At 44.4% G+C, this 18,689-nt stretch carries 15 protein-coding genes and 1 pseudogene; 3 read left to right on the forward strand and 13 right to left on the reverse strand.

The genetic code is table 11. The features are described 5' to 3' along the window. Positions 1 to 94: 94 nt before the first annotated feature. From L693_RS0123115 to adhE, 4 genes are all read right to left on the reverse strand, one after another. On the reverse strand, positions 95 to 2,317 hold the full coding sequence (locus tag L693_RS0123115) for a copper amine oxidase N-terminal domain-containing protein (RefSeq protein WP_025720346.1): 2,223 nt from the start codon (positions 2,315 to 2,317) through the stop codon (positions 95 to 97). 218 nt (positions 2,318 to 2,535) lie between these two features. Further along, positions 2,536 to 3,294: a pyruvate formate-lyase-activating protein gene (gene pflA / locus L693_RS0123120; protein ID WP_025720348.1), complete on the reverse strand. Its 759-nt coding sequence runs from the start codon at positions 3,292 to 3,294 to the stop codon at positions 2,536 to 2,538. Positions 3,295 to 3,359: 65 nt separating this feature from the next. Next, complete coding sequence (pflB, locus tag L693_RS0123125) at positions 3,360 to 5,621, reverse strand: formate C-acetyltransferase (RefSeq protein ID WP_025720350.1); 2,262 nt, start codon at positions 5,619 to 5,621, stop codon at positions 3,360 to 3,362. A gap of 327 nt (positions 5,622 to 5,948) precedes the next feature. After that, complete coding sequence (gene adhE / locus L693_RS0123135; RefSeq protein WP_025720352.1) at positions 5,949 to 8,561, reverse strand: bifunctional acetaldehyde-CoA/alcohol dehydrogenase; 2,613 nt, start codon at positions 8,559 to 8,561, stop codon at positions 5,949 to 5,951. A 257-nt stretch (positions 8,562 to 8,818) separates the two neighbouring features. Between adhE and L693_RS0123140 the strand changes: the two genes are divergently transcribed. Beyond that, a complete protein-coding gene (locus tag L693_RS0123140) occupies positions 8,819 to 9,535 on the forward strand; it encodes a Crp/Fnr family transcriptional regulator (protein ID WP_025720353.1) in 717 nt (238 codons plus the stop codon). A 123-nt stretch (positions 9,536 to 9,658) separates the two neighbouring features. Here the strand turns inward: L693_RS0123140 and L693_RS0123145 are convergent, their stop codons facing one another. Further along, on the reverse strand, positions 9,659 to 10,426 hold the full coding sequence (locus L693_RS0123145) for a DODA-type extradiol aromatic ring-opening family dioxygenase (protein ID WP_025720354.1): 768 nt from the start codon (positions 10,424 to 10,426) through the stop codon (positions 9,659 to 9,661). Between the two features lie 219 nt (positions 10,427 to 10,645). Between L693_RS0123145 and L693_RS29580 the strand changes: the two genes are divergently transcribed. Beyond that, positions 10,646 to 11,044: a hypothetical protein gene (locus tag L693_RS29580; protein ID WP_081752198.1), complete on the forward strand. Its 399-nt coding sequence runs from the start codon at positions 10,646 to 10,648 to the stop codon at positions 11,042 to 11,044. An 86-nt stretch (positions 11,045 to 11,130) separates the two neighbouring features. On the opposite strand, the gene L693_RS0123150 is transcribed toward L693_RS29580, so the two are convergent. The 6 genes from L693_RS0123150 to L693_RS31690 all read right to left on the reverse strand — a co-directional run bounded on the left by L693_RS0123150 (position 11,131) and on the right by L693_RS31690 (position 15,646). Next, entirely contained in the window at positions 11,131 to 11,475 is a 345-nt protein-coding gene (locus L693_RS0123150; protein ID WP_043891085.1) for a winged helix-turn-helix transcriptional regulator, read from the reverse strand. A gap of 248 nt (positions 11,476 to 11,723) precedes the next feature. Continuing rightward, a complete protein-coding gene (locus L693_RS0123155) occupies positions 11,724 to 12,455 on the reverse strand; it encodes a ThuA domain-containing protein (protein ID WP_025720356.1) in 732 nt (243 codons plus the stop codon). Between the two features lie 20 nt (positions 12,456 to 12,475). Beyond that, positions 12,476 to 13,444 (reverse strand): sugar phosphate isomerase/epimerase family protein, encoded by a 969-nt coding sequence (locus L693_RS0123160; RefSeq protein WP_025720358.1) that lies wholly within the window; start codon positions 13,442 to 13,444, stop codon positions 12,476 to 12,478. Positions 13,445 to 13,483: 39 nt separating this feature from the next. Continuing rightward, complete coding sequence (locus L693_RS0123165) at positions 13,484 to 14,566, reverse strand: Gfo/Idh/MocA family protein (protein ID WP_025720359.1); 1,083 nt, start codon at positions 14,564 to 14,566, stop codon at positions 13,484 to 13,486. Then, a complete protein-coding gene (locus L693_RS0123170) occupies positions 14,559 to 15,326 on the reverse strand; it encodes a sugar phosphate isomerase/epimerase family protein (RefSeq protein ID WP_025720360.1) in 768 nt (255 codons plus the stop codon). The genes L693_RS0123165 and L693_RS0123170 overlap by 8 nt, the downstream gene beginning before the upstream one ends. A gap of 17 nt (positions 15,327 to 15,343) precedes the next feature. Further along, positions 15,344 to 15,646 carry a hypothetical protein gene (locus L693_RS31690; RefSeq protein WP_231503737.1) on the reverse strand — a complete coding sequence of 101 codons (303 nt, stop codon included), beginning with the start codon at positions 15,644 to 15,646 and terminating at the stop codon, positions 15,344 to 15,346. 175 nt (positions 15,647 to 15,821) lie between these two features. On the opposite strand from L693_RS31690, the gene L693_RS0123180 reads away from it, so the two are divergent. Beyond that, positions 15,822 to 16,640, forward strand: coding sequence for an AraC family transcriptional regulator (locus L693_RS0123180; protein WP_025720364.1), 819 nt, complete (start codon positions 15,822 to 15,824; stop codon positions 16,638 to 16,640). A gap of 84 nt (positions 16,641 to 16,724) precedes the next feature. Here L693_RS0123180 and L693_RS0123185 read toward each other — a convergent pair. After that, positions 16,725 to 18,110: pseudogene (locus L693_RS0123185) on the reverse strand (alpha-N-arabinofuranosidase). 286 nt (positions 18,111 to 18,396) lie between these two features. Then, entirely contained in the window at positions 18,397 to 18,675 is a 279-nt protein-coding gene (locus L693_RS0123190; RefSeq protein ID WP_025720366.1) for a DUF6171 family protein, read from the reverse strand. Between the last annotated feature and the right edge of the window lie 14 nt (positions 18,676 to 18,689).

Here is an 18,689-nt window from a genome sequence, read left to right on the forward strand (position 1 = left end):
AACGTCTATATTCTGCAAGTGATATCTGACTTTTAAACGGTGAATGATGAGACTCAAGTGGTCTTAGCCGGTGAACAGCACCGGTTATTTCATATTAGTTTTTAATAGCTGGCAATGGCATAACGACTACGGAAACTGGCAGGTTACTTCCTGCCGCTGCAGTGAAATACATCTCTACACTTTCCTCAATATGACCCGTACGATACAGCACACTCATTTCATTCGGAGCCTGTATGGAGCCATTCGTTGGGATCCCCACAACCTGATTGTTTACCATCGCATAGCCGGCATATTCGCCACCGCGTGGATTGAAAGCAATCAGGGAATACGGCGCTACATGATCCAGTTTAACTTTGTATACAACACCAAAGTTACCGGCATTGGAAGCAGAAGAGCCGTCCAGACCGTCTGTGCCAAGCAGGTTCGGGTCTACTTTATTATCGCCAAGAACAATACGCTGAGCTGTTTTACCAACCTCTTCCGTATATTGAAGCGTAACATCCGAATTCGCATACGTTCCACGGTTATGAATGCCGTCCTTAGGCAGTTTTGCCAAAGTAGGCAGCGCAGTCAACGGATCTACATTTGCATCTAACACAACAACCGTGTATTGAATAGGTTGATCCGTATACAAGTCAGATAAGAGAGAAATGACCTGTTTTTGCTTAATTTTTTGCGCATTCAAATCCTGTAAAATAACGCGGCTTTCGCCCGGATTCAGAACTGTGCTGGAACGTTTGCTTCCATCCTGCATGGATTGAAAGTAACGCTGAATCGAAGTTTTACCTGCAGCCGTTGCAAACTCAGAAGGTCCAGCAAAACCGGAATTTTCGACGTTCAGATTGGCAGCCGTAATATTATTGTTGGTTGCAATAACGTACATCTTTACATCTCTGCCCGTTTCATTCACATGATGGACAAGTATACGCGTACTGCCTGATCCTGTTTCCTGATACACGATGCCATCCTGGAATACTCGTTCCGGACTGTTAGCACGGATCAGAAGACGCGGGGCTGACGTACTGGCCACTGGAATAGTAGCCATTGTAGGCACCTGACTGCCATCTACACTATATTTATCGCCATAAGGAGTGAAGATTTTGTTGAAATCATCTTCCTTGTATAGCAATTCATTTGTAATTTTAATCGTTTGGCTTACCGTACCTGTTGCACCATGCTTGTCAGTTACGGTCAGCGTGATAGTCACGTCACCTGGCTCGAAAAACGCCAGTTTCTTGTTCACCCAATCACGCTTGGTGATCGCATTTTCATCATCTGTACTCAGATCCGTAATCGTGATTTTTTCACCCATCTTGTATTCTTTTTTGTCTGTTGTAAACAGAGCCACTGGCGGCTGATTCGGTGGTCTTACCGTAATCGTAACCGAATATGGATCACTCCAGTTCCCTGCGGAGTCAAGAACGGAATAGGTAACTACATATGTACCTGGCTCCTGAAATACGTCCTGCTTGCCTTCCCAACGTTGATTCACAATCGGAAGACCTGTAGGAGAAGATTCCTTCGTCAAATACGTAACTTGGGTTTCACCCGCGTAGATATCTTTTTGCTGAACCGTGAAGGAAGCTTTAGGTTTTTGATTCAAATCCATAATAACCTGTTTAGTCGTATTATTCACAGTATAAGGAATATTTAAGGCCTGTGTAATAGAGGTCAATGGAACCATAAACACGTTCTTTTGTTGGAAAGCCGGACCTTTCATTTGTCTAGCTTCGCCGTTAACGGTGTAAACCTTGCTGTCAGTCTTGAAACGCAGCACGTTTGTCCCCTGGGTGATTACAGTTTCTTTGGTAACAGTGTCATAACTAAACTGTAATCCGACGCGGCTGACAAGTGAACGGATAGCTACATAGGAAACGCCGTCCTTTACAGTCATGGGCTGAGTCGCCATGTATACCTGTCCGTTTTGTTCCATTTTTGCGCTGTTCAAATACAGAATCAATTGATTTGCACCCATGGATGTAGGAGAGCCACCTGGATTGGTGATCGTTCCGTCCCCACCGTATACATCACTGGATACGTTCGACCCGTTGGTTGCATCCGTAGGCAAACCAGACAATGGATCATTGGTCACGCCTGTGTTACCAGATGTTGTCGTGTCGCTTGATGTTTGCGTGCTATCTTGACCTCCGATGCTATTCTGAACGCCGGATTTTGCGACATTGGCCAGAGCCTGCTGTCCGCTTACCGAATCGGTAGATTGAACGGTTGTTGTTGCTGCTTCTGCTCCTACAGGGGCTACTGCGGCCACCTGAGCTACCGCCAGTGCGGTGAGCATGGTCCACTTCTTGAAATTCATTGTCTGTCTCCTTCTATCCCAAATTATTATCATTCCCGTAAAAAGTCATACTATTAGACGCGATGGTTACCAAAAAGTTGCTGGGAATTTTGCTGAACATGAAAAAAAGGGAACTTCCTCCTACGAATTCTAAAAATTTAATAGCAAAAAACCGCCACCCATCTAATCTGATGTGGCGGCGGCTTCATAAATAGAAAGTGGCTTTTAAGCCATCTTTATTATGACGGACGACAAACCGTATTTTTCTCTGCGGTCTCCAGACGGCCCTCTTCAATGAGTCGATAAGCACGTTGAACCTCTTCTTCAGTAGGAGACGGAACCCCTTCCAGCGGGTACGCCTTGCCGAGCATTTCCCATTTGTATACACCCATCTGGTGATAAGGCAGAATCTCGAACTTTTCGACTCCGTTCAGCGTTCCAATAAACCGACCCAAATTTAATAGATCTTGCTCGTCATCATGAATACCCGGTACAAATACGTGTCTAATCCACATTTTGCGCCCTTGCTCAGACAACCAGCGCGCTGTACTCAGCATACGATCATTGGACTTGCCTGTTAGCTTAATATGTTTGTCATTGTCAATATGCTTAATATCCAGTAGCACCAAGTCTGTTACATTCAGCAGATCTTGGATACGGCCTGCGTCATTAAAGCCGTTACTGTCCAGCGTCGTATGCAAATTCCAGCGACGCTTCACTTCCTTGAACAGCTCTGCTACAAAATGAGCTTGCAATGTCGGTTCTCCACCGGATACGGTCAATCCGCCCCCTGAAGACCGGTAGTAAGCTAAATACGGTTCTATTTCAGCCAATACCTCCTCCAGTGTCATCGGATTACCTTCATTTAGAGCCCAAGTGTCCGGGTTATGGCAATACTGACATTTTAACAAGCATCCTTGCATAAAAAGCACGAAGCGGATGCCGGGACCATCGACGGTCCCGAAGGTTTCCAATGAGTGTATGTGACCTTTCAACATGTTGCATCATCCTTCCCGCATCCGCTATGCGTGCGACGTTGTAATATATGATAGGTGAAGCCTAATTACATTGTACCGTGGAATGTACGGTTAATAACATCCAGCTGTTGTTCACGAGTCAGCTTGATGAAGTTAACAGCATAGCCCGATACACGAATCGTAAGCTGTGGATAATTTTCTGGGTGTTCCATTGCATCCAGCAGTTGCTCACGAGCAAATACATTGACGTTCAAATGATGCGCATGGCTTCCGAAGTAGCCGTCCATCATCGAAACGAGGTTCGTTTTGCGTGTTTCTTCTTCTTTACCCAGTGCTTTAGGCACAATGGAGAAGGTATTCGAAATACCGTCCAAACTGTGTTCATAAGGCAGCTTGGCTACAGAACTCAGAGATGCCAAAGCACCTTTTTTGTCACGGCCATGCATTGGGTTCGCGCCTGGCGCAAACGGTTCGCCTGCCTTACGTCCATCCGGTGTTGTACCTGTTTTCTTACCGTACACCACGTTAGAAGTAATGGTCAGGACAGATTGAGTAGGCACCGCGTTCCGGTAAGCTTTGTGCTTGCGAATCATACCCATGAAGGTCTCTACCAGTTCAACTGCGATAGTATCTACACGATCATCATTGTTACCGTAGCAAGGGTATTCGCCTTCGATTTCAAAATCAACAGCAATCCCTTTTTCGTTACGGATTGGTTTTACTTTTGCAAATTTAATAGCGCTGAGGGAGTCAGTAGCAACTGAGAGACCCGCAATACCACAAGCCATGGTACGAAGAATATCACGGTCATGCAGCGCCATTTCAATGCGTTCGTAGCTGTATTTATCATGCATGTAATGAATCACATTCAGTGTGTTCATATACAGTTTTGCCAGCCATTCCATCATAGGTTTGAAGCGGCTCAACACTTCTTCATATTCCAGTACTTCACTTGTAATGGCTGGGAATTCAGGCCCTACTTGAACGCCGGATTTTTCATCCTTACCACCGTTAATTGCGTACAACAGGGCTTTAGCCAAGTTGGCACGAGCACCAAAGAATTGCATTTGTTTACCGATTTTCATAGCGGATACACAACAAGCAATACCATAATCATCGCCATAGATTGGACGCATCAGATCGTCATTTTCATATTGAATGGAGCTGGTTTCAATAGAAACTTTTGCACAATATTTTTTGAAGCCTTCAGGCAGTTGTTCTGACCACAGTACAGTCAAGTTAGGCTCTGGAGCAGGTCCCAAATTGTACAAAGTGTGCAAGAAGCGGAAGCTGTTTTTGGTAACACGAGTTTCTCCAGTGACAGACATACCACCAATAGATTCTGTTACCCATGTTGGGTCTCCACTGAACAGTTCATTGTAGTCAGGTGTGCGCAGGAATTTAACAATACGCAGTTTCATAACAAAATGATCGACCAGTTCTTGAGCTTGTTCTTCTGTCAGCGCGTTTTCTTCAAGATCACGTTGAGTATAAATATCAAGGAATGAAGATACACGTCCCAGGGACATTGCTGCACCATTTTGTTCTTTAATCGCTGCGAGATAGCCAAAATATACCCATTGGAAAGCTTCTTTCGCATTGTTGGCTGGTTTTGAAATATCAAATCCATGTTCAGCAGCCATTTGTTTCAATTCATTCAAAGCACGAATTTGTTCGGAAATTTCTTCACGAAGACGAATTACGTCCTCTTCCATAGAGTCAACTTCGAGGCTCTTTAATTGAAGCTTTTTATCTTGGATCAAGAAGTCTGCTCCATACAGAGCTACACGACGGTAGTCACCAATAATACGACCGCGGCCGTATGCATCTGGCAAGCCAGTAATAATACCAGCTTTACGAGCTGTTCTCATCTCATCTGTGTAAGCATCAAACACACCTTGGTTGTGTGTTTTACGGATATGCGTAAAGATATCAATAATACTTTCAGGCACTTCAAAGCCATAGGCTTTACATGCATCAATCATCATCCGAATTCCACCGAAAGGTTGCAAGGAACGCTTGAATGGTGCATCAGTTTGCACACCAACAATTTGTTCTTTATCCCGGTCCAAATAACCCGGTTTATGTGAAGTAATAGTAGATGGCGTATTTACATCTACATCGAGTACGCCGCCGTTTGCCAACTCTTTTTTAGTAAGATCGGATACGATATCCCACAGTGCAGTAGTATTAGCGGTAGGACCAACCAGAAATTCTTCATTGCCAACATAAGGTGAAATATTAGTTTGAATAAAATCGTTGACGTTGACTTCCTTAGTCCATTTTCCTTTTTTAAAACCTCTCCAGCCAGATTGTTGCTCTTGTAAATCTCTCTCAATCACCGACATGTAAATCCCTCCAATTGTTTGGTCTTCCGGACTTGTGATTTTTTTCACTATAAATCAATCTCTTGAGCCCGGCCTTTTCACCGATGCCTTACGCTCAGTGTCGGGACCTTTCTTACACCCTTATTGTAGAATAATGACAGGGTGTAGTATGTGACAAAAATCACAATACCAGTGATTTTTGTCACTTTATTTTCCCTAGCTTCACGCCTATATCTTTAGCCTTGCCGCTCACCTCCCTTCCGAAACCAACAGGCCCTCTATTATAGAGAGCCTGCATTAGTATTGAACGGGAAAATGCTTTGTTACAAGCCTCTTCGTACCTATATATTATTGGTCAAAACGTCCGTAGAAGGCATTGCGGTATACATCAGCCAATTCACTAACCAGCGGCAATTTCGGATTCGCAGTTGTACATTGATCCTCAAAGGCGCGGTCTGCCAAATAGTCTACACGTGCTTCAAAATCCTTCGGATCGAAACCGAGTTGCTGGAACGATTCCTCAATGCCGAGTGTTTTGTTCATCTTGCGAATTGCTTCGATCAGACTGTTAACCCCTTCTTCAGTGGTGCGAGCAGGCAATCCCAATATACGAGCAATCTCTGCATAACGCTCATCCGCAACAAAATGCGAATATTTAGGGAACGAAGCGAATTTTGTCGGTTTTTTTGCATTGTAGCGAATGACGTGCGGCATCAAGATGGCATTTGTACGACCATGCGCTGTATGGTACTGTCCGCCCCATTTGTGCGCAAGACTGTGGTTAATGCCTAAGAATGCATTAGCAAACGCCATCCCTGCGAGAGTGGAAGCATTATGCATTTTTTCGCGAGCCAGCTTATCGCCGGTCAGAGCCGACTGCTCCAGATACTGGAACACCAGTTGAATGGCTTTAATGGCCAGACCGTCTGTGTAGTCATTTGCCATTACGGACACATAGGCCTCAATGGCGTGTGTCAAAACATCCATACCTGTATCCGCTACAGCTGTTTTAGGTAACGAATATACAAACACAGGGTCAATAATTGCCACATCAGGAGTCAGCTCATAGTCAGCCAGCGGGTACTTGGTGTTGCCCAGGTTTTTGTCTGTAATTACCGCGAAAGAAGTAACTTCCGAACCTGTACCCGAAGTTGTAGGAATAGCTACAAATTGTGCTTTTTGGCCCAGACGTGGGTATTTGTAAATCCGTTTGCGAATATCCATGAATTTTTGTTTCAGGTTATTGAAATCTGTATCTGGATATTCATAGAACAGCCACATGCCCTTAGCTGCATCCATTGGGGAGCCGCCGCCCAGTGCGATAATACAATCCGGTTGGAAACGTCTCATCATTTCAGTACCACGTTCTACCGTAACTGTCGATGGATCTGGCTCTACTTCAGAGAAAACTTCAATAGCTACTGGTGTTTGGCGTTGGTGCAAATAATGAATGACACGATCCACATAGCCGAGTTTCACCATCATAGGGTCCGTGACAATGGCTACACGTGTGATATCAGGCATTTTAGCAAGATATTGAGTCGAATTTTTTTCAAAATAAATTTTGGAAGGTACTTTGAACCATTGCATACTCACCGTCCGCTTCGCCACCCTTTTCACGTTAATCAAATTGACTGCCGATACGTTCGACGAAGTTGAGTTACGTCCGTAGGAACCGCAACCGAGCGTCAACGATGGAAGGTTGGTGTTGTAGAGGTCACCAATCGCACCATGCGTGGAAGGTGCATTTACAATGATACGGCCTGTTTGCAAACGGTTTGCGAAGCGGGCGATAACGTCCTCATCGTTCGAGTGAATAGCGGACGAGTGGCCCATACCCCCGAATTCCACGACTTCAGCAGCGCGTTGAATACCTTGTTCAGCATTTTTAACTTTATAACAAGCCAATACGGGACTCAGTTTTTCCGCGGACAATGGGAATTTTGTTCCCACCCCTTCAATTTCAGCGACCAAAATTTTGGTTCCTGCAGGTACGGTGATACCGCTCATTTCAGCAATTTTTACAGCGGACTGTCCGACGATAGCCGGGTTCACTGCACATTTTTCTACATTCATAGCTCCTTGGGTGAGCTTAGCTGCTTCTTCTTTATTTACAAAATAGCAACCGTTAGCGATCATCAATTTTTTCACTTGCTCGAAGATTGGCTCTTCGATAATAACCGCTTGCTCGGAAGCACAGATCATACCGTTATCAAAAGATTTGGAGAGGATCAGATCGTTCACAGCCTGCTTGATGTCCGCTGTCTTTTCAATGAAGCAAGGCACGTTACCAGGACCTACGCCCAGAGCAGGTTTACCGCAGCTATATGCCGCCTTAACCATGCCCGATCCACCAGTTGCCAGAATCAGCGCCACATCAGGGTGATTCATAAGTGAATTTGTCTTATCCATCGAAGGAGCTTCAATCCATTGAATGCAATCAGCCGGAGCCCCATGTTTAACGGCTGCTTCAAGCAAGACACGAGCTGCTTCCGCACTACACGATTGAGCGGATGGGTGGAAACCGAAAATGATTGGGTTACGTGTTTTAATGGCAATCAACGCTTTGAACATGGTAGTCGAAGTCGGGTTTGTCACTGGAGTGATCCCCATAATGATGCCGACTGGCTCAGCTATCTTTTGAAAACTGTCAAAATCATTATCTTCAATGACACCGACGGTTTTTTCATTTTTAATGCTGTGATAGACATATTCTGTTGCAAACATGTTTTTGGTAATTTTGTCCTCATACACACCGCGTCCTGTTTCTTCAACAGCCAGCTTCGCCAGATGCATATGTTTATCCATCCCTGCGAGTGCCATTGCTTGTACGATTTCATCAATCTGTTCCTGATTCATACTCATAAAAGCTTGCTGTGCCCGGTTCGCCCGGTCAATCAACGTTTGAATATACTGCTCTGCGCTTTGCTCTTTTTGGATAACCTCGTTTTTAACAGCCATTTCCCTCATCCTCCTGTTATCTCGTGTATATCTCTTGTTCACGCACTGATCGTAACACAGCTTTCCAAGATATTTTGTGATTTTTTTCACAATCTATTTAAAATTTTATTTGATGAAGTGAATTAAATCACAAAGTTTGAAATTCTGCCACTTTTACCCCCTCTTCTTGCCCCAAAAACTCATAGCGCAGGTATATAATGAATTTGAATTGATCAAGTTGCAGATAAAAAACATAGGAACCAAAGGGGAAATGGACGATGAGAAACCCTACTAACGTAATGGAAGCTCGCGGTAACACCTGTTGCTTCTCGGAGGCCAGCTTCAACCGGCTGCAAGTGATGATGAAAGATCGAGTTATGCCAGAAAGTTCGCATCTGTTCTGGGAAGGAGATGCAGCGGATAAGCTGTTTTATATCAAACGCGGACGCGTGAAAGTAACGAAAACAACGGATGAGGGTAAGGAACTTATTCTATATATGTACCAAAGTGGCGATCTAGTGGGTCAAGCTGATCCATTTTTCGGCACTAAGCATTCCTTTTCTGCTGAGGTTCTGGAAGACAGCGATATTGGTGTAATTGATCATACAGACCTGGAGCTGCTCATTTGTCAGCATTGTGATTTTGCTATTGACTTTATGAAATGGATGGGGTCGCATCACCGCATTACTCAGACCAAGTTCCGCGATCTGATGATGTACGGTAAGCCTGGAGCTCTTTGCTCAACACTTATTCGATTATGCAACACCTATGGTGAGCCTCACGGTGATTATATCCTGATTCATAAAAAAATTACGCATACTGACCTTTCCAATATGATCGGTGCTACCCGGGAAAGTGTAAACCGGATGCTAAGCGACCTGCGTAAGAAAAATGCAGTTGAATATGATAACGGTATGATTGTTGTCAAGGATTTGGAAATGCTGCAAGGCGTGTGTCACTGTGAATTGTGTCCACGTGAGATTTGCCGGATTTAATTAATCTTTTCTAATGCAAACGGGAGTGTTCTATGCCATTTTGGCTATAAAACACTCCCTTATTTTATTTCCTATTCTCCCCAAAAAGCAACTAGCGATGTGCCTCCATGATCCATCCTACCTTTAGAACTGAAAGCACAGGTAACTTAGATTACCCATCTCATAGCTTCTGTGGATGACCTTGGCCTTGTTCGCTGGATTTCCACTCCCCATTGCAATAAACAAAGGCACAAAATGCTCTGCTCTTGGTACCGCTTGATGGGCATACGGTGCTTCACTTTCATAACGATCCAAAGCTTCTATATCCCCATTTTGTACCTTGTCTATAACCCAGTCATCAAAATCAATGGCCCAAGGCTCTGTTTTCGTTTCTCCCCATTTGACGATACGCAGGTTATGGACAGTTACACCACTGCCAATGACCAGAATATCCTGTTCTCCGAGCCTGCGCAGTACTTCACCAATGGCATATTGTGCCTTGGGCGAGAGATACGGATTTACAGAAATTTGAACGACCGGGACGTCCGCCTCAGGATACATACGATGCAATAGTGTCCAGGCCCCATGATCCAGGCCTCTTACTTGGTCTGTTTGTACTTCAATGCCCTTTTGTTCGTATAATTCTTTCAGCTTATTTGCCAGTTCCACCGAACCATGTGCAGGATACTTCACCGCATACAGCTCCGGCGGGAATCCGCCAAAGTCATAAATTGTATCATATACGTCATCCGTCGAGCTGATTGTCAGTGCCTGCGTCTCCCAATGGGCAGTGAAAATAACAATAGCCTTGGGTCGAATATTCTTCCCTAATCTCTCTAAAAAAGCAGTATAGTCGGTCTGTTCAATAGCAAGCATCGGTGACCCGTGGGCCAAAAATAAAGCTGGTGTCATATAAAATTCCCTTATCATTCATCGGTTTATTTTTTTCAATAAGTAACTTTATGTAAGTAATAATACATAAGTAATAAGGTCATGTCAATAAAGAGTTTTGCATACACTTAAGGGTCAGCCACTGATAAATAAAGATTGATATAGGTATAAAGTCATAGTAATATGTAACTAATATTTTTTAAAAAATTTACTACATTTTGATACAAAGGACTGGTTTCTATGGAGATACATACTTCTAATTGCCCAAAATGCGGTTCGGTTTTCCGTCAGAATCTTAGAAACCTGTGCAATGCTTGTATCCAAGAAGAAAATGTTTTCTTTGACCGCTGCTCCAACTATTTGTGGAAGCACCCTGCTACGCACACCCGTCAACTTAGTAATGCAACCGGGACACCTATGAAATTGCTTACAGACTGGGTAAGAGCAGGCAAGTTTCCCTCCACATACAACCAGCTTGATTATCCTTGCGAGTCCTGCCAATCCTCCATTTATGCAGGAAGGCTGTGCCATTCCTGCCTAGGTACATTCCGTACAGCCGCACTTGATATTCAAACTCGTATTCCACGCCGCACGGTAGCCGGATTATTTTCAATTGCGGGACGCGCCAAAAGCTATTAAGTGTACTATAGCTTGCACACAATAAAAACAGCCTTTTTCTAGAAAAAGGCTGTTTTGCTATGAAAAACGCTTATTTAGTTTGGTGCTCATCTAATCCATTCCTCAGCCCAAAATTGAATCTGCTCCATTACCGGTTGCAGTGCACGACCTTTGGTAGTAAGCTCGTATTCAATACGGACAGGAGTTTCCGGGTATACATGACGAGTAAGAATCCCTTCATTTTCCAGATCTTTCATCCGCTCTGATAACATTTTATCACTCATTGTGGGAATCAGATTGGAAATATCCTTAAACCGCTTGGGGCCGCTCATCATGGATTGTATAATCAATCCGTTCCAGCGCTTTCCCAAACATGAAAAGGCGGTTTCAAAACGCGGACACATTTTTGTAAATTGCGGTTGACCCTCCAAATTTTTCACCTTCTTTTGCATTTCGGTTTGATAAAACTTTCCTTTTGTTAGTATATATCATTTTAGCATACTTTATCCCGAAAGAAAACACTTTCTTCTTAAATTAAATACCTGCTCCGATAAAGTTGCCGTGACCAAAGCTGATTATACAACAACAAAAGCGACAGGTATATGTCTAAATCGTTAAATAAAAAAACAGGCGGAATCTCTTGGTATTCCGCCTGTCGGTCTATTTCATTATAGAGCTTATCGTGACATGATGAATGTCATTATACCAATACTCCACCGAGAGATCTCACCGCTTCGCTTCTACCATATATTGGATTGATAATACCTGTCGAGCAGGCCCAACGTATGCTATTGGCAATGACCTTCAAAATATCTGGCTGGTAATAGGTTGGATATGTTTCATGACCAGGGCGGAAATAAAATATTTTACCGCTACCTCGACGGAAAGTACAGCCTGTTCTGAATACCTCACCGCCTTCAAAGTTACTAATAAATACCAGTTCATCCGGCGTAGGAATATCAAAGAACTCCCCATACATCTCTTCATGCTCCAACAAAATTTTGGTATTTACTCCTTCTGCAATAGGGTGTGACGGATTTACGGACCAGATAATCTCCTGTTCGCCTGCAACTCTCCATTTCAGATTACAACTGGTTCCCATTAGAGCTTTGAAGGGCTTGGAGAAGTGGCCCGAGTGCAGCACGATCAAGCCCATACCTTCATGTACTCGTTTTACAATACGAGCTGTAACTTCATCACTCACCTGTTCGTGAGCTTTATGCCCCCACCACAGCAGCACATCTGTGGAATTCAGGACTTCCTCTCCCAAGCCGTGCTCAGCGTCATCATGTAAAGTAGCCGTTCGGATAACAAATCTGTTACCAGCCAGGCCGTCTGCCAATGCCTTGTGTATCCCGTCCGGATACACCTGTTTTGCTTCATCATTCAGCTTCTCGTTCAGAAATTCATTCCAAATGGTGACGTTAATCATCAACATTTCCCCCTATTAGGTTAGACCCACCACATCTCGCTCAGCGGTTCTTCAATTAGAACCTGACGAAGGTTGTGAACGGCCTTAGTAAAGCCTTCCTCTACAGACATCAGACCATCTTCATGCTCAATACTTACTACATAATCGTAACCCACTAGACGGAGAGCACTGATAATATCCGCCCAAGTTTTAATATCATGCCCATAGCCCACAGTACGGAACTGCCATGCGCGATCCAGCATATTTGTATATTCCTGCATATCGGTAAGACCATATTTATTCACATTGATCGGATCAATCGTTGTATCCTTGGCATGAAAATGGTGAATGGCTCCTGCTCTACCTAAAATTTGAACCGCTTGCACCGGATCAATGCCCTGCCACCACATGTGACTCGGATCCAGATTGGCACCAATGACCTCCCCGACCGCTTCACGCAGACGAAGCAAGGTTGCTGGCGTATGAACAGAAAAGCCCCCGTGTAGTTCCAGTCCAATTTTTACATGATGATCTGCGGCAAATTTCCCCGCTTCACTCCAATAAGGAATAATTTTGTTCTCCCATTGCCATTTTAGTATTTCCTGAAAATCATTGGGCCACGGAGCCACCGGCCAGTTCGGATACTTCGCATCTTCATGATCACCTGGACAGCCGGAAAAAGTATTTACAACAGGAACTTCCAGCTTCTCTGCCAAACGAACGGTTTTAAGAAACGCTTCATGATCTGCCTGGGCCAAATGTTTTTGCGGATGAAGAGGGTTACCATGACAGCTAAGCGCACTAATTGTAAGTCCGCGGGACTCTACTGCTTTTTTAAAGTTTTTGAGCGCCGTTTCATTATCCAGCAGCTCATCTGGCTTGCAGTGTTTATCTCCCGGATTGCCGCCTGTACCTATTTCTACAGCATCTAGTTCTTGGGAAGCTACATAATCCAGCGCTTCCTCCAGCGAGCGTCCGCCAAACAACACCATAAATACTCCAAGTTTCAAAAGAATTCCCTCCCTGTATCATATGTGAGTAAAGCGGGTTTAATCAAAATAAACTGCTTTTCCCGTACGTGCCGATTCATAAATGGCTTCCAAAATTTCAGTAACAACCAGTGCCTGTTCCGGCTTCACAAGCGGCTCTTTGTCGTCCAGAATGGATTCGATCCACAGACGAGCTTCGCGGTCTGCTTCATTTTCGGTTTCCCCGGAGTAAAAAGCCACACCTCCTGCGTCCAGATCTATTTTAGTGTCAAACAAGCGGCTATTCTTTTCTCCGTTAATGCGCAGCCCATCCTGCATATCGGCTCCGCCTTCCGTACCGCATAGCAATGTCTTGGCTTCGCCAAATTCCACAACGTTTAATGCCCAACTGGATTCCAGTACGATCGTAGCTCCATTTTGCATGGTTATAAAACCAAAAGCAGAGTCCTCCACCTTAAATTCCTCAGGATTCCAAGGTCCAAAGGCATTTGCCGCATTTTTACGATCCCCCAGCTTGTGGAAGGTTGAGCCCATTACACTTTTAGGCTTGTAATTATCCATCAGCCAGAGTGTCAGATCGAGTGCATGCGTACCAATATCAATGAGCGGGCCACCGCCTTGCTTCTCTTCATCCAAGAATACTCCCCATGTCGGAACCGCGCGTCGACGCAGAGCGATAGCTTTGCCCAGATAAATTTCACCAAGCTCTCCCTGCTCAACCAATTGCTTCAGATACAAACTGTCATCGCGATAACGGTTTTGATACGCAATGGACAGCTTTTTACCTGTACGGTTGGCCGCAGCAAGCATTTCCCGTGCCTGCTCGGCAGTTTTGGCCATCGGCTTTTCACACAGCACATGCTTACCTGCCTCAAGTGCGGCGACCGTAATTTCCGAGTGCGAATCGTTGGGCGTACATACATGAACGACTTCAATGTCCTTATTTTCAAGCAGCTTACGGTAATCACTATAAATCTGAGAGCCTTCAGCACCAAACTTCTCTGCGGCCTCCTCAGCACGTTCCGGAATGATATCACAGAAAGCGATGATCTCTGCACGCTTTTGCTTGGCAAGACTCGGCAAATGCTTGCCGTTCGCAATGCCCCCACAACCAATAATCCCGATTTTGAGTGTTTTAGACATGAATATTTCCTCCCTGAGCTGCGTATTGTTGGAGCCAGTTAAAGCTAGTTTCAATGCTTTCGATTGGAGGATTTGAACTGAAATCCTGTTCCACGACGATCCAATCCACACCTGCCTGAATAGCGGCGTCTGTAATAGCCTGAAGCTGTACTTCTCCTCTGCCAAGCTCTACGGTAACTGCTTTTTGCTGTTCGTCACGTGCCATATCCTTTAAGTGAATGATAGGCAAGCGCCCACGATAACGTCCGATGTATTCCACAGGATCATAGCCTCCATAGTATACCCAACAAGTATCCATTTCGACCTGTAACATATCAGCGGGTACTGCATCATATAAAGCATCAAATACCGGACGATCACTGATTTTCTCCGTCAATTCAAAATCATGATTATGATAAGCCAGAATCAGACCCTGTTCCTTTACTTTTTCACCAATACGATTCAGATTAGCAAAAAGTTCATCCCACTGGCGCTGCTCGTCAGTTAAATAAGGAACGATCAGGTACTTATTGCCCAATTCCTTGTGATAAGCAATCTCCTCATCCAAATGCTCCAGCAACCGGTTATATTGGATATGAGTTCCGATAACTTCCATATTCAGTTCATCCAAAAGCGCTCTGACATCCTTGGCACTGCGTCCGAAAAAGGTATGAAATTCTACCCCTTTATAGCCAAGCTCAGCTGCCTTACGCAACGTACCTTCAAAATCCTGTTCAAGATCTTCCCTTACTGTGTACAATTGCAATCCTACTTTAGCCATTGCCCTTCACCTCTTTATTAAGATGGATTTACCGTTATATCTGCTCCAAAATATAAATCCTCGGTCTGGCTCGAACATGCTCTCCAGCGTAAAAAGCTTTCCTTCCAAATGAGGAACGTTGAAAAGCATGCATGGCTTCCCAACACAACAGTAGGCCAGCTGGGCATGGGCACAACTTTGTATACGTTTTCAACGTTGAATTCTTCGGCCCTTTCTTCCAGCAAGTCAGCGACAACTACCACTTCAATAAGCGGGCTGTTTTGGAGATTTTCAAGATATACGGAGCTAATATTATCACAACCGTTAATCCCGGCCTTCATTCGTTCGAATTCTTCACACTCCTTGGCCTCCAGCATATGCTTTTTGATCCAGCATGTAAGCTTTACAGTTCACATAGTATTCTATTTGGGTTTCGTTTAAAATGAATAATATGATTAAAACATGAACAATCTGGTCAATATTTGAAGCAGCCAAATGCCTAAAGGAGTCGTCTTCATGTCTATCGTTGAGTCTTGTCAGGTTCTTACCGCAGGCTATTCCTTCCATCGTAAACCCTTTTATTCAAACCAGCCTGATGGGATTAAAAATTATTTGTTTCGTCTGCAGACAGACGGGCGCTGCCAGGCCCGCATTAATGGGAAAATGACACGAATTGAGGCAGGGGACCTGTTGTTGTTCAGTCCTACCGAGCCTTATGAACTGGATATTCACAGTGAGTTGAATTCCATGGGTGAACAGATCGTCGAAAGCGGAGATTATCACATTTTTTTCGGTGGCTCCTGGGTAGATGAGTGGTGGAATCATCACAAACGGCCGAACCGAATTAAGGTCCAGCTCTCAGAAGCCTTACTTGGCCTATTTCGCCAACTTGTAATAGAGCAGCGACGTATGTCCAATCCTTACCCGGAAATATCAAGCTATTACATACGCATTTTATGTTTGGAGTTCGACCGCATGCTGTCTGAGCATCCTATTGCTACACATCATAACTATCTCGCCTATCAGATTAAAAATTATATTGAGGAAAATGCATCATCCAACTTCAAACTGGATGACGTGTCCTCACACGTCGGCATCAGTGTATCCCGAGCCGTACATCTGTTCAAGGAAACATTCGATACAAGTATTATGCAGTACACGCTGGACATTAGACTCAACATGGCGAGAGAGCGAATCATTTTCAGCCCTATGTCACTGGAACAAGCCGCAGAATCGTCCGGATTTGCAAACTACACCTATTTTCATCGTGTATTCCGTTCACGTTTTGGTATGTCGCCCAAGGAATTCAGAGTAATCCATCGCGAGCAATTATAGGTAAAAGAGAGCGTTCGCTTGAACGCTCTCTTTTGTCAAAAACTCAACTATAAAGCAGGACCTGCTTATATACCAAAGCTATTGTTACGGAGCAATCGTCAGCATCACTACTGACATCGGTGGTAGTGTAACATCCAAATGCTGATCTTGCTGCTGAAAGGACGTAAAAGTTTCCTTTTTTACACGCTCTGGCTGGTCAAACGTATTATGTGCCTGCATTTCATCACTGGCAAGGACAACACCACTGATTCCCTTGACCTCTTCCAGTCCTCTCAGCTCCAGATTTAAATTTGCCGACTCGCCCGGATGGACATTGCATAAGCTTACATGAATATAGCTATTCTGTGCCTTGGAAGCGGACACGCTTACTTGTGGGATGGAATCCCCGTCGTATTCATAATTGCCTAGCCTAGTATGAGTAGCAAGTGCTTGTGCATCCTGATGCACCTTGAACATTTCAAATACATGATACGTCGGCGTCAACAGCATAGCAGGACCTTCGGTGAGAACCATCGCTTGCAAAACATTGACCATTTGAGCAACATTCGTCATCTGTACACGGTCATGGTGATTTTGGAAAATATGAAGATGCAATCCAGCTACAAGCGCGTCCCGCATCGTATTTTGCTGATAAAGGAAGCCCGGATTGGTACCCGGCTCGGTCAGGAACCAGGTTCCCCATTCATCGACGATCAGCCCGACCCGTTTGTCAGGATCATATTGGTCCATAATAGCAGAATGGCGGGTAATCAATTCCTCCATACGCAATGATTTTTTCATCGTCTCAAACCATTCCGCTTCATCAAAACCGAGTGCTTGCCGTTTCGCTTCAAGTACCCGGGACCGTGTAGTTATGCAAACTCAAGCCATCCATAAGATGACCAGCTTCTCTCATCAGTACCTCGGTCCAGCGATAATCATCCACATTTGCCCCGCCTGCAATCCGATAAATGCGGTTCTCGCCATAGTTACGAACATATGTCTGATAGCACCGATACAGATCGGCATAATATTCTGGACGCATGTTACCGCCACAGCCCCAGTTTTCGTTGCCCACTCCAACATTTCCTGCACGGTACCACTGCCTACATTTCCGCATATATATGGCTCTGCATTTAACAGCTCGCACAACTGAAAAAACTCATGTGTACCAAAATGATTATTTTCAACCACACCGCCCCAGTGTGTATTTACCATTCTCTTGCGGTTTTCTTTCGGTCCGATACCGTCTTTCCAATGATATTCATCAGCAAAGCAGCCCCCTGGCCAACGCAACACAGGGATATTTAGCTTTTTAAGCGCTTCTACCACATCATTACGAATTCCGTTCGTATTCGGGATCGGAGATTCCTGCCCAACCCATAAGCCTTCATAAATACACCTTCCAAGATGCTCGGCAAATTGCCCGTAGATATTCTTGTTAATAACGCCTTGTTCCCCATCGGTATTGACAATAATAGAACCCTTCACAACAAGCCCTCCCCCAAAATATTAAAAATTCCCGCATCATTCGCATGAATGATTACGCTTTCAAAAAAAAGTAACTCCTTCTGCTGATCTCTTTACCAACTTAACCTTTGAATTTTCATCAAGTCCAACAAACATTTGATTAATATAAATATTAATAATTAAACAAAGTTATTTTACACGTTTAATATATTTTATTGTCTACTATTTGTCAATCTTAAGCAAAAGGTTCAATCAAACCAAAAAGCCTGCCATTAAGGCAGACTGGGATGTGATTGCTTTTATTCGATTAGGCTGTTCCTTGCCAGCGTGAACCACTGTAACTGGGACAGCTTTGCGTGGCTGCTAGGGCACGTACACGGACAATGCTTCCGCTAATGCCGCATGTATGCCCAGCCATTAAATCTTTACATTGTGAGCAGGCCAACAGTCTGGCCTCATACACCTCATCGTTCACACATTCCACTTTGGGTCTCATGTTATTTAGAATCCTGGTAATTTGTTCCTCCGATATCGTGATGTCTCTTTCACAGCCCTTACAGGTGCTTGGCACCGTTACATCTTCCATCGTCAGTTTACCCT

Origin of the sequence: Paenibacillus sp. 1-18 (assembly GCF_000520755.1) — a bacterium.
GTDB lineage: Bacteria > Bacillota > Bacilli > Paenibacillales > Paenibacillaceae > Paenibacillus > Paenibacillus brasilensis.

Coding starts and splice junctions, on each gene's coding strand:
- L693_RS0123115 (WP_025720346.1), bottom strand. CDS start 2,317: ATGAATTTCAAGAAGTGGACCATGCTCACCGCACTGGCGGTAGCTCAG.
- pflA (WP_025720348.1), bottom strand. CDS start 3,294: ATGTTGAAAGGTCACATACACTCATTGGAAACCTTCGGGACCGTCGAT.
- pflB (WP_025720350.1), bottom strand. CDS start 5,621: ATGTCGGTGATTGAGAGAGATTTACAAGAGCAACAATCTGGCTGGAGA.
- adhE (WP_025720352.1), bottom strand. CDS start 8,561: ATGGCTGTTAAAAACGAGGTTATCCAAAAAGAGCAAAGCGCAGAGCAG.
- L693_RS0123140 (WP_025720353.1), top strand. CDS start 8,819: ATGAGAAACCCTACTAACGTAATGGAAGCTCGCGGTAACACCTGTTGC.
- L693_RS0123145 (WP_025720354.1), bottom strand. CDS start 10,426: ATGACACCAGCTTTATTTTTGGCCCACGGGTCACCGATGCTTGCTATT.
- L693_RS29580 (WP_081752198.1), top strand. CDS start 10,646: ATGGAGATACATACTTCTAATTGCCCAAAATGCGGTTCGGTTTTCCGT.
- L693_RS0123150 (WP_043891085.1), bottom strand. CDS start 11,475: ATGCAAAAGAAGGTGAAAAATTTGGAGGGTCAACCGCAATTTACAAAA.
- L693_RS0123155 (WP_025720356.1), bottom strand. CDS start 12,455: ATGATTAACGTCACCATTTGGAATGAATTTCTGAACGAGAAGCTGAAT.
- L693_RS0123165 (WP_025720359.1), bottom strand. CDS start 14,566: ATGTCTAAAACACTCAAAATCGGGATTATTGGTTGTGGGGGCATTGCG.
- L693_RS0123170 (WP_025720360.1), bottom strand. CDS start 15,326: ATGGCTAAAGTAGGATTGCAATTGTACACAGTAAGGGAAGATCTTGAA.
- L693_RS31690 (WP_231503737.1), bottom strand. CDS start 15,646: ATGAAGGCCGGGATTAACGGTTGTGATAATATTAGCTCCGTATATCTT.
- L693_RS0123180 (WP_025720364.1), top strand. CDS start 15,822: ATGTCTATCGTTGAGTCTTGTCAGGTTCTTACCGCAGGCTATTCCTTC.
- L693_RS0123190 (WP_025720366.1), bottom strand. CDS start 18,675: ATGGAAGATGTAACGGTGCCAAGCACCTGTAAGGGCTGTGAAAGAGAC.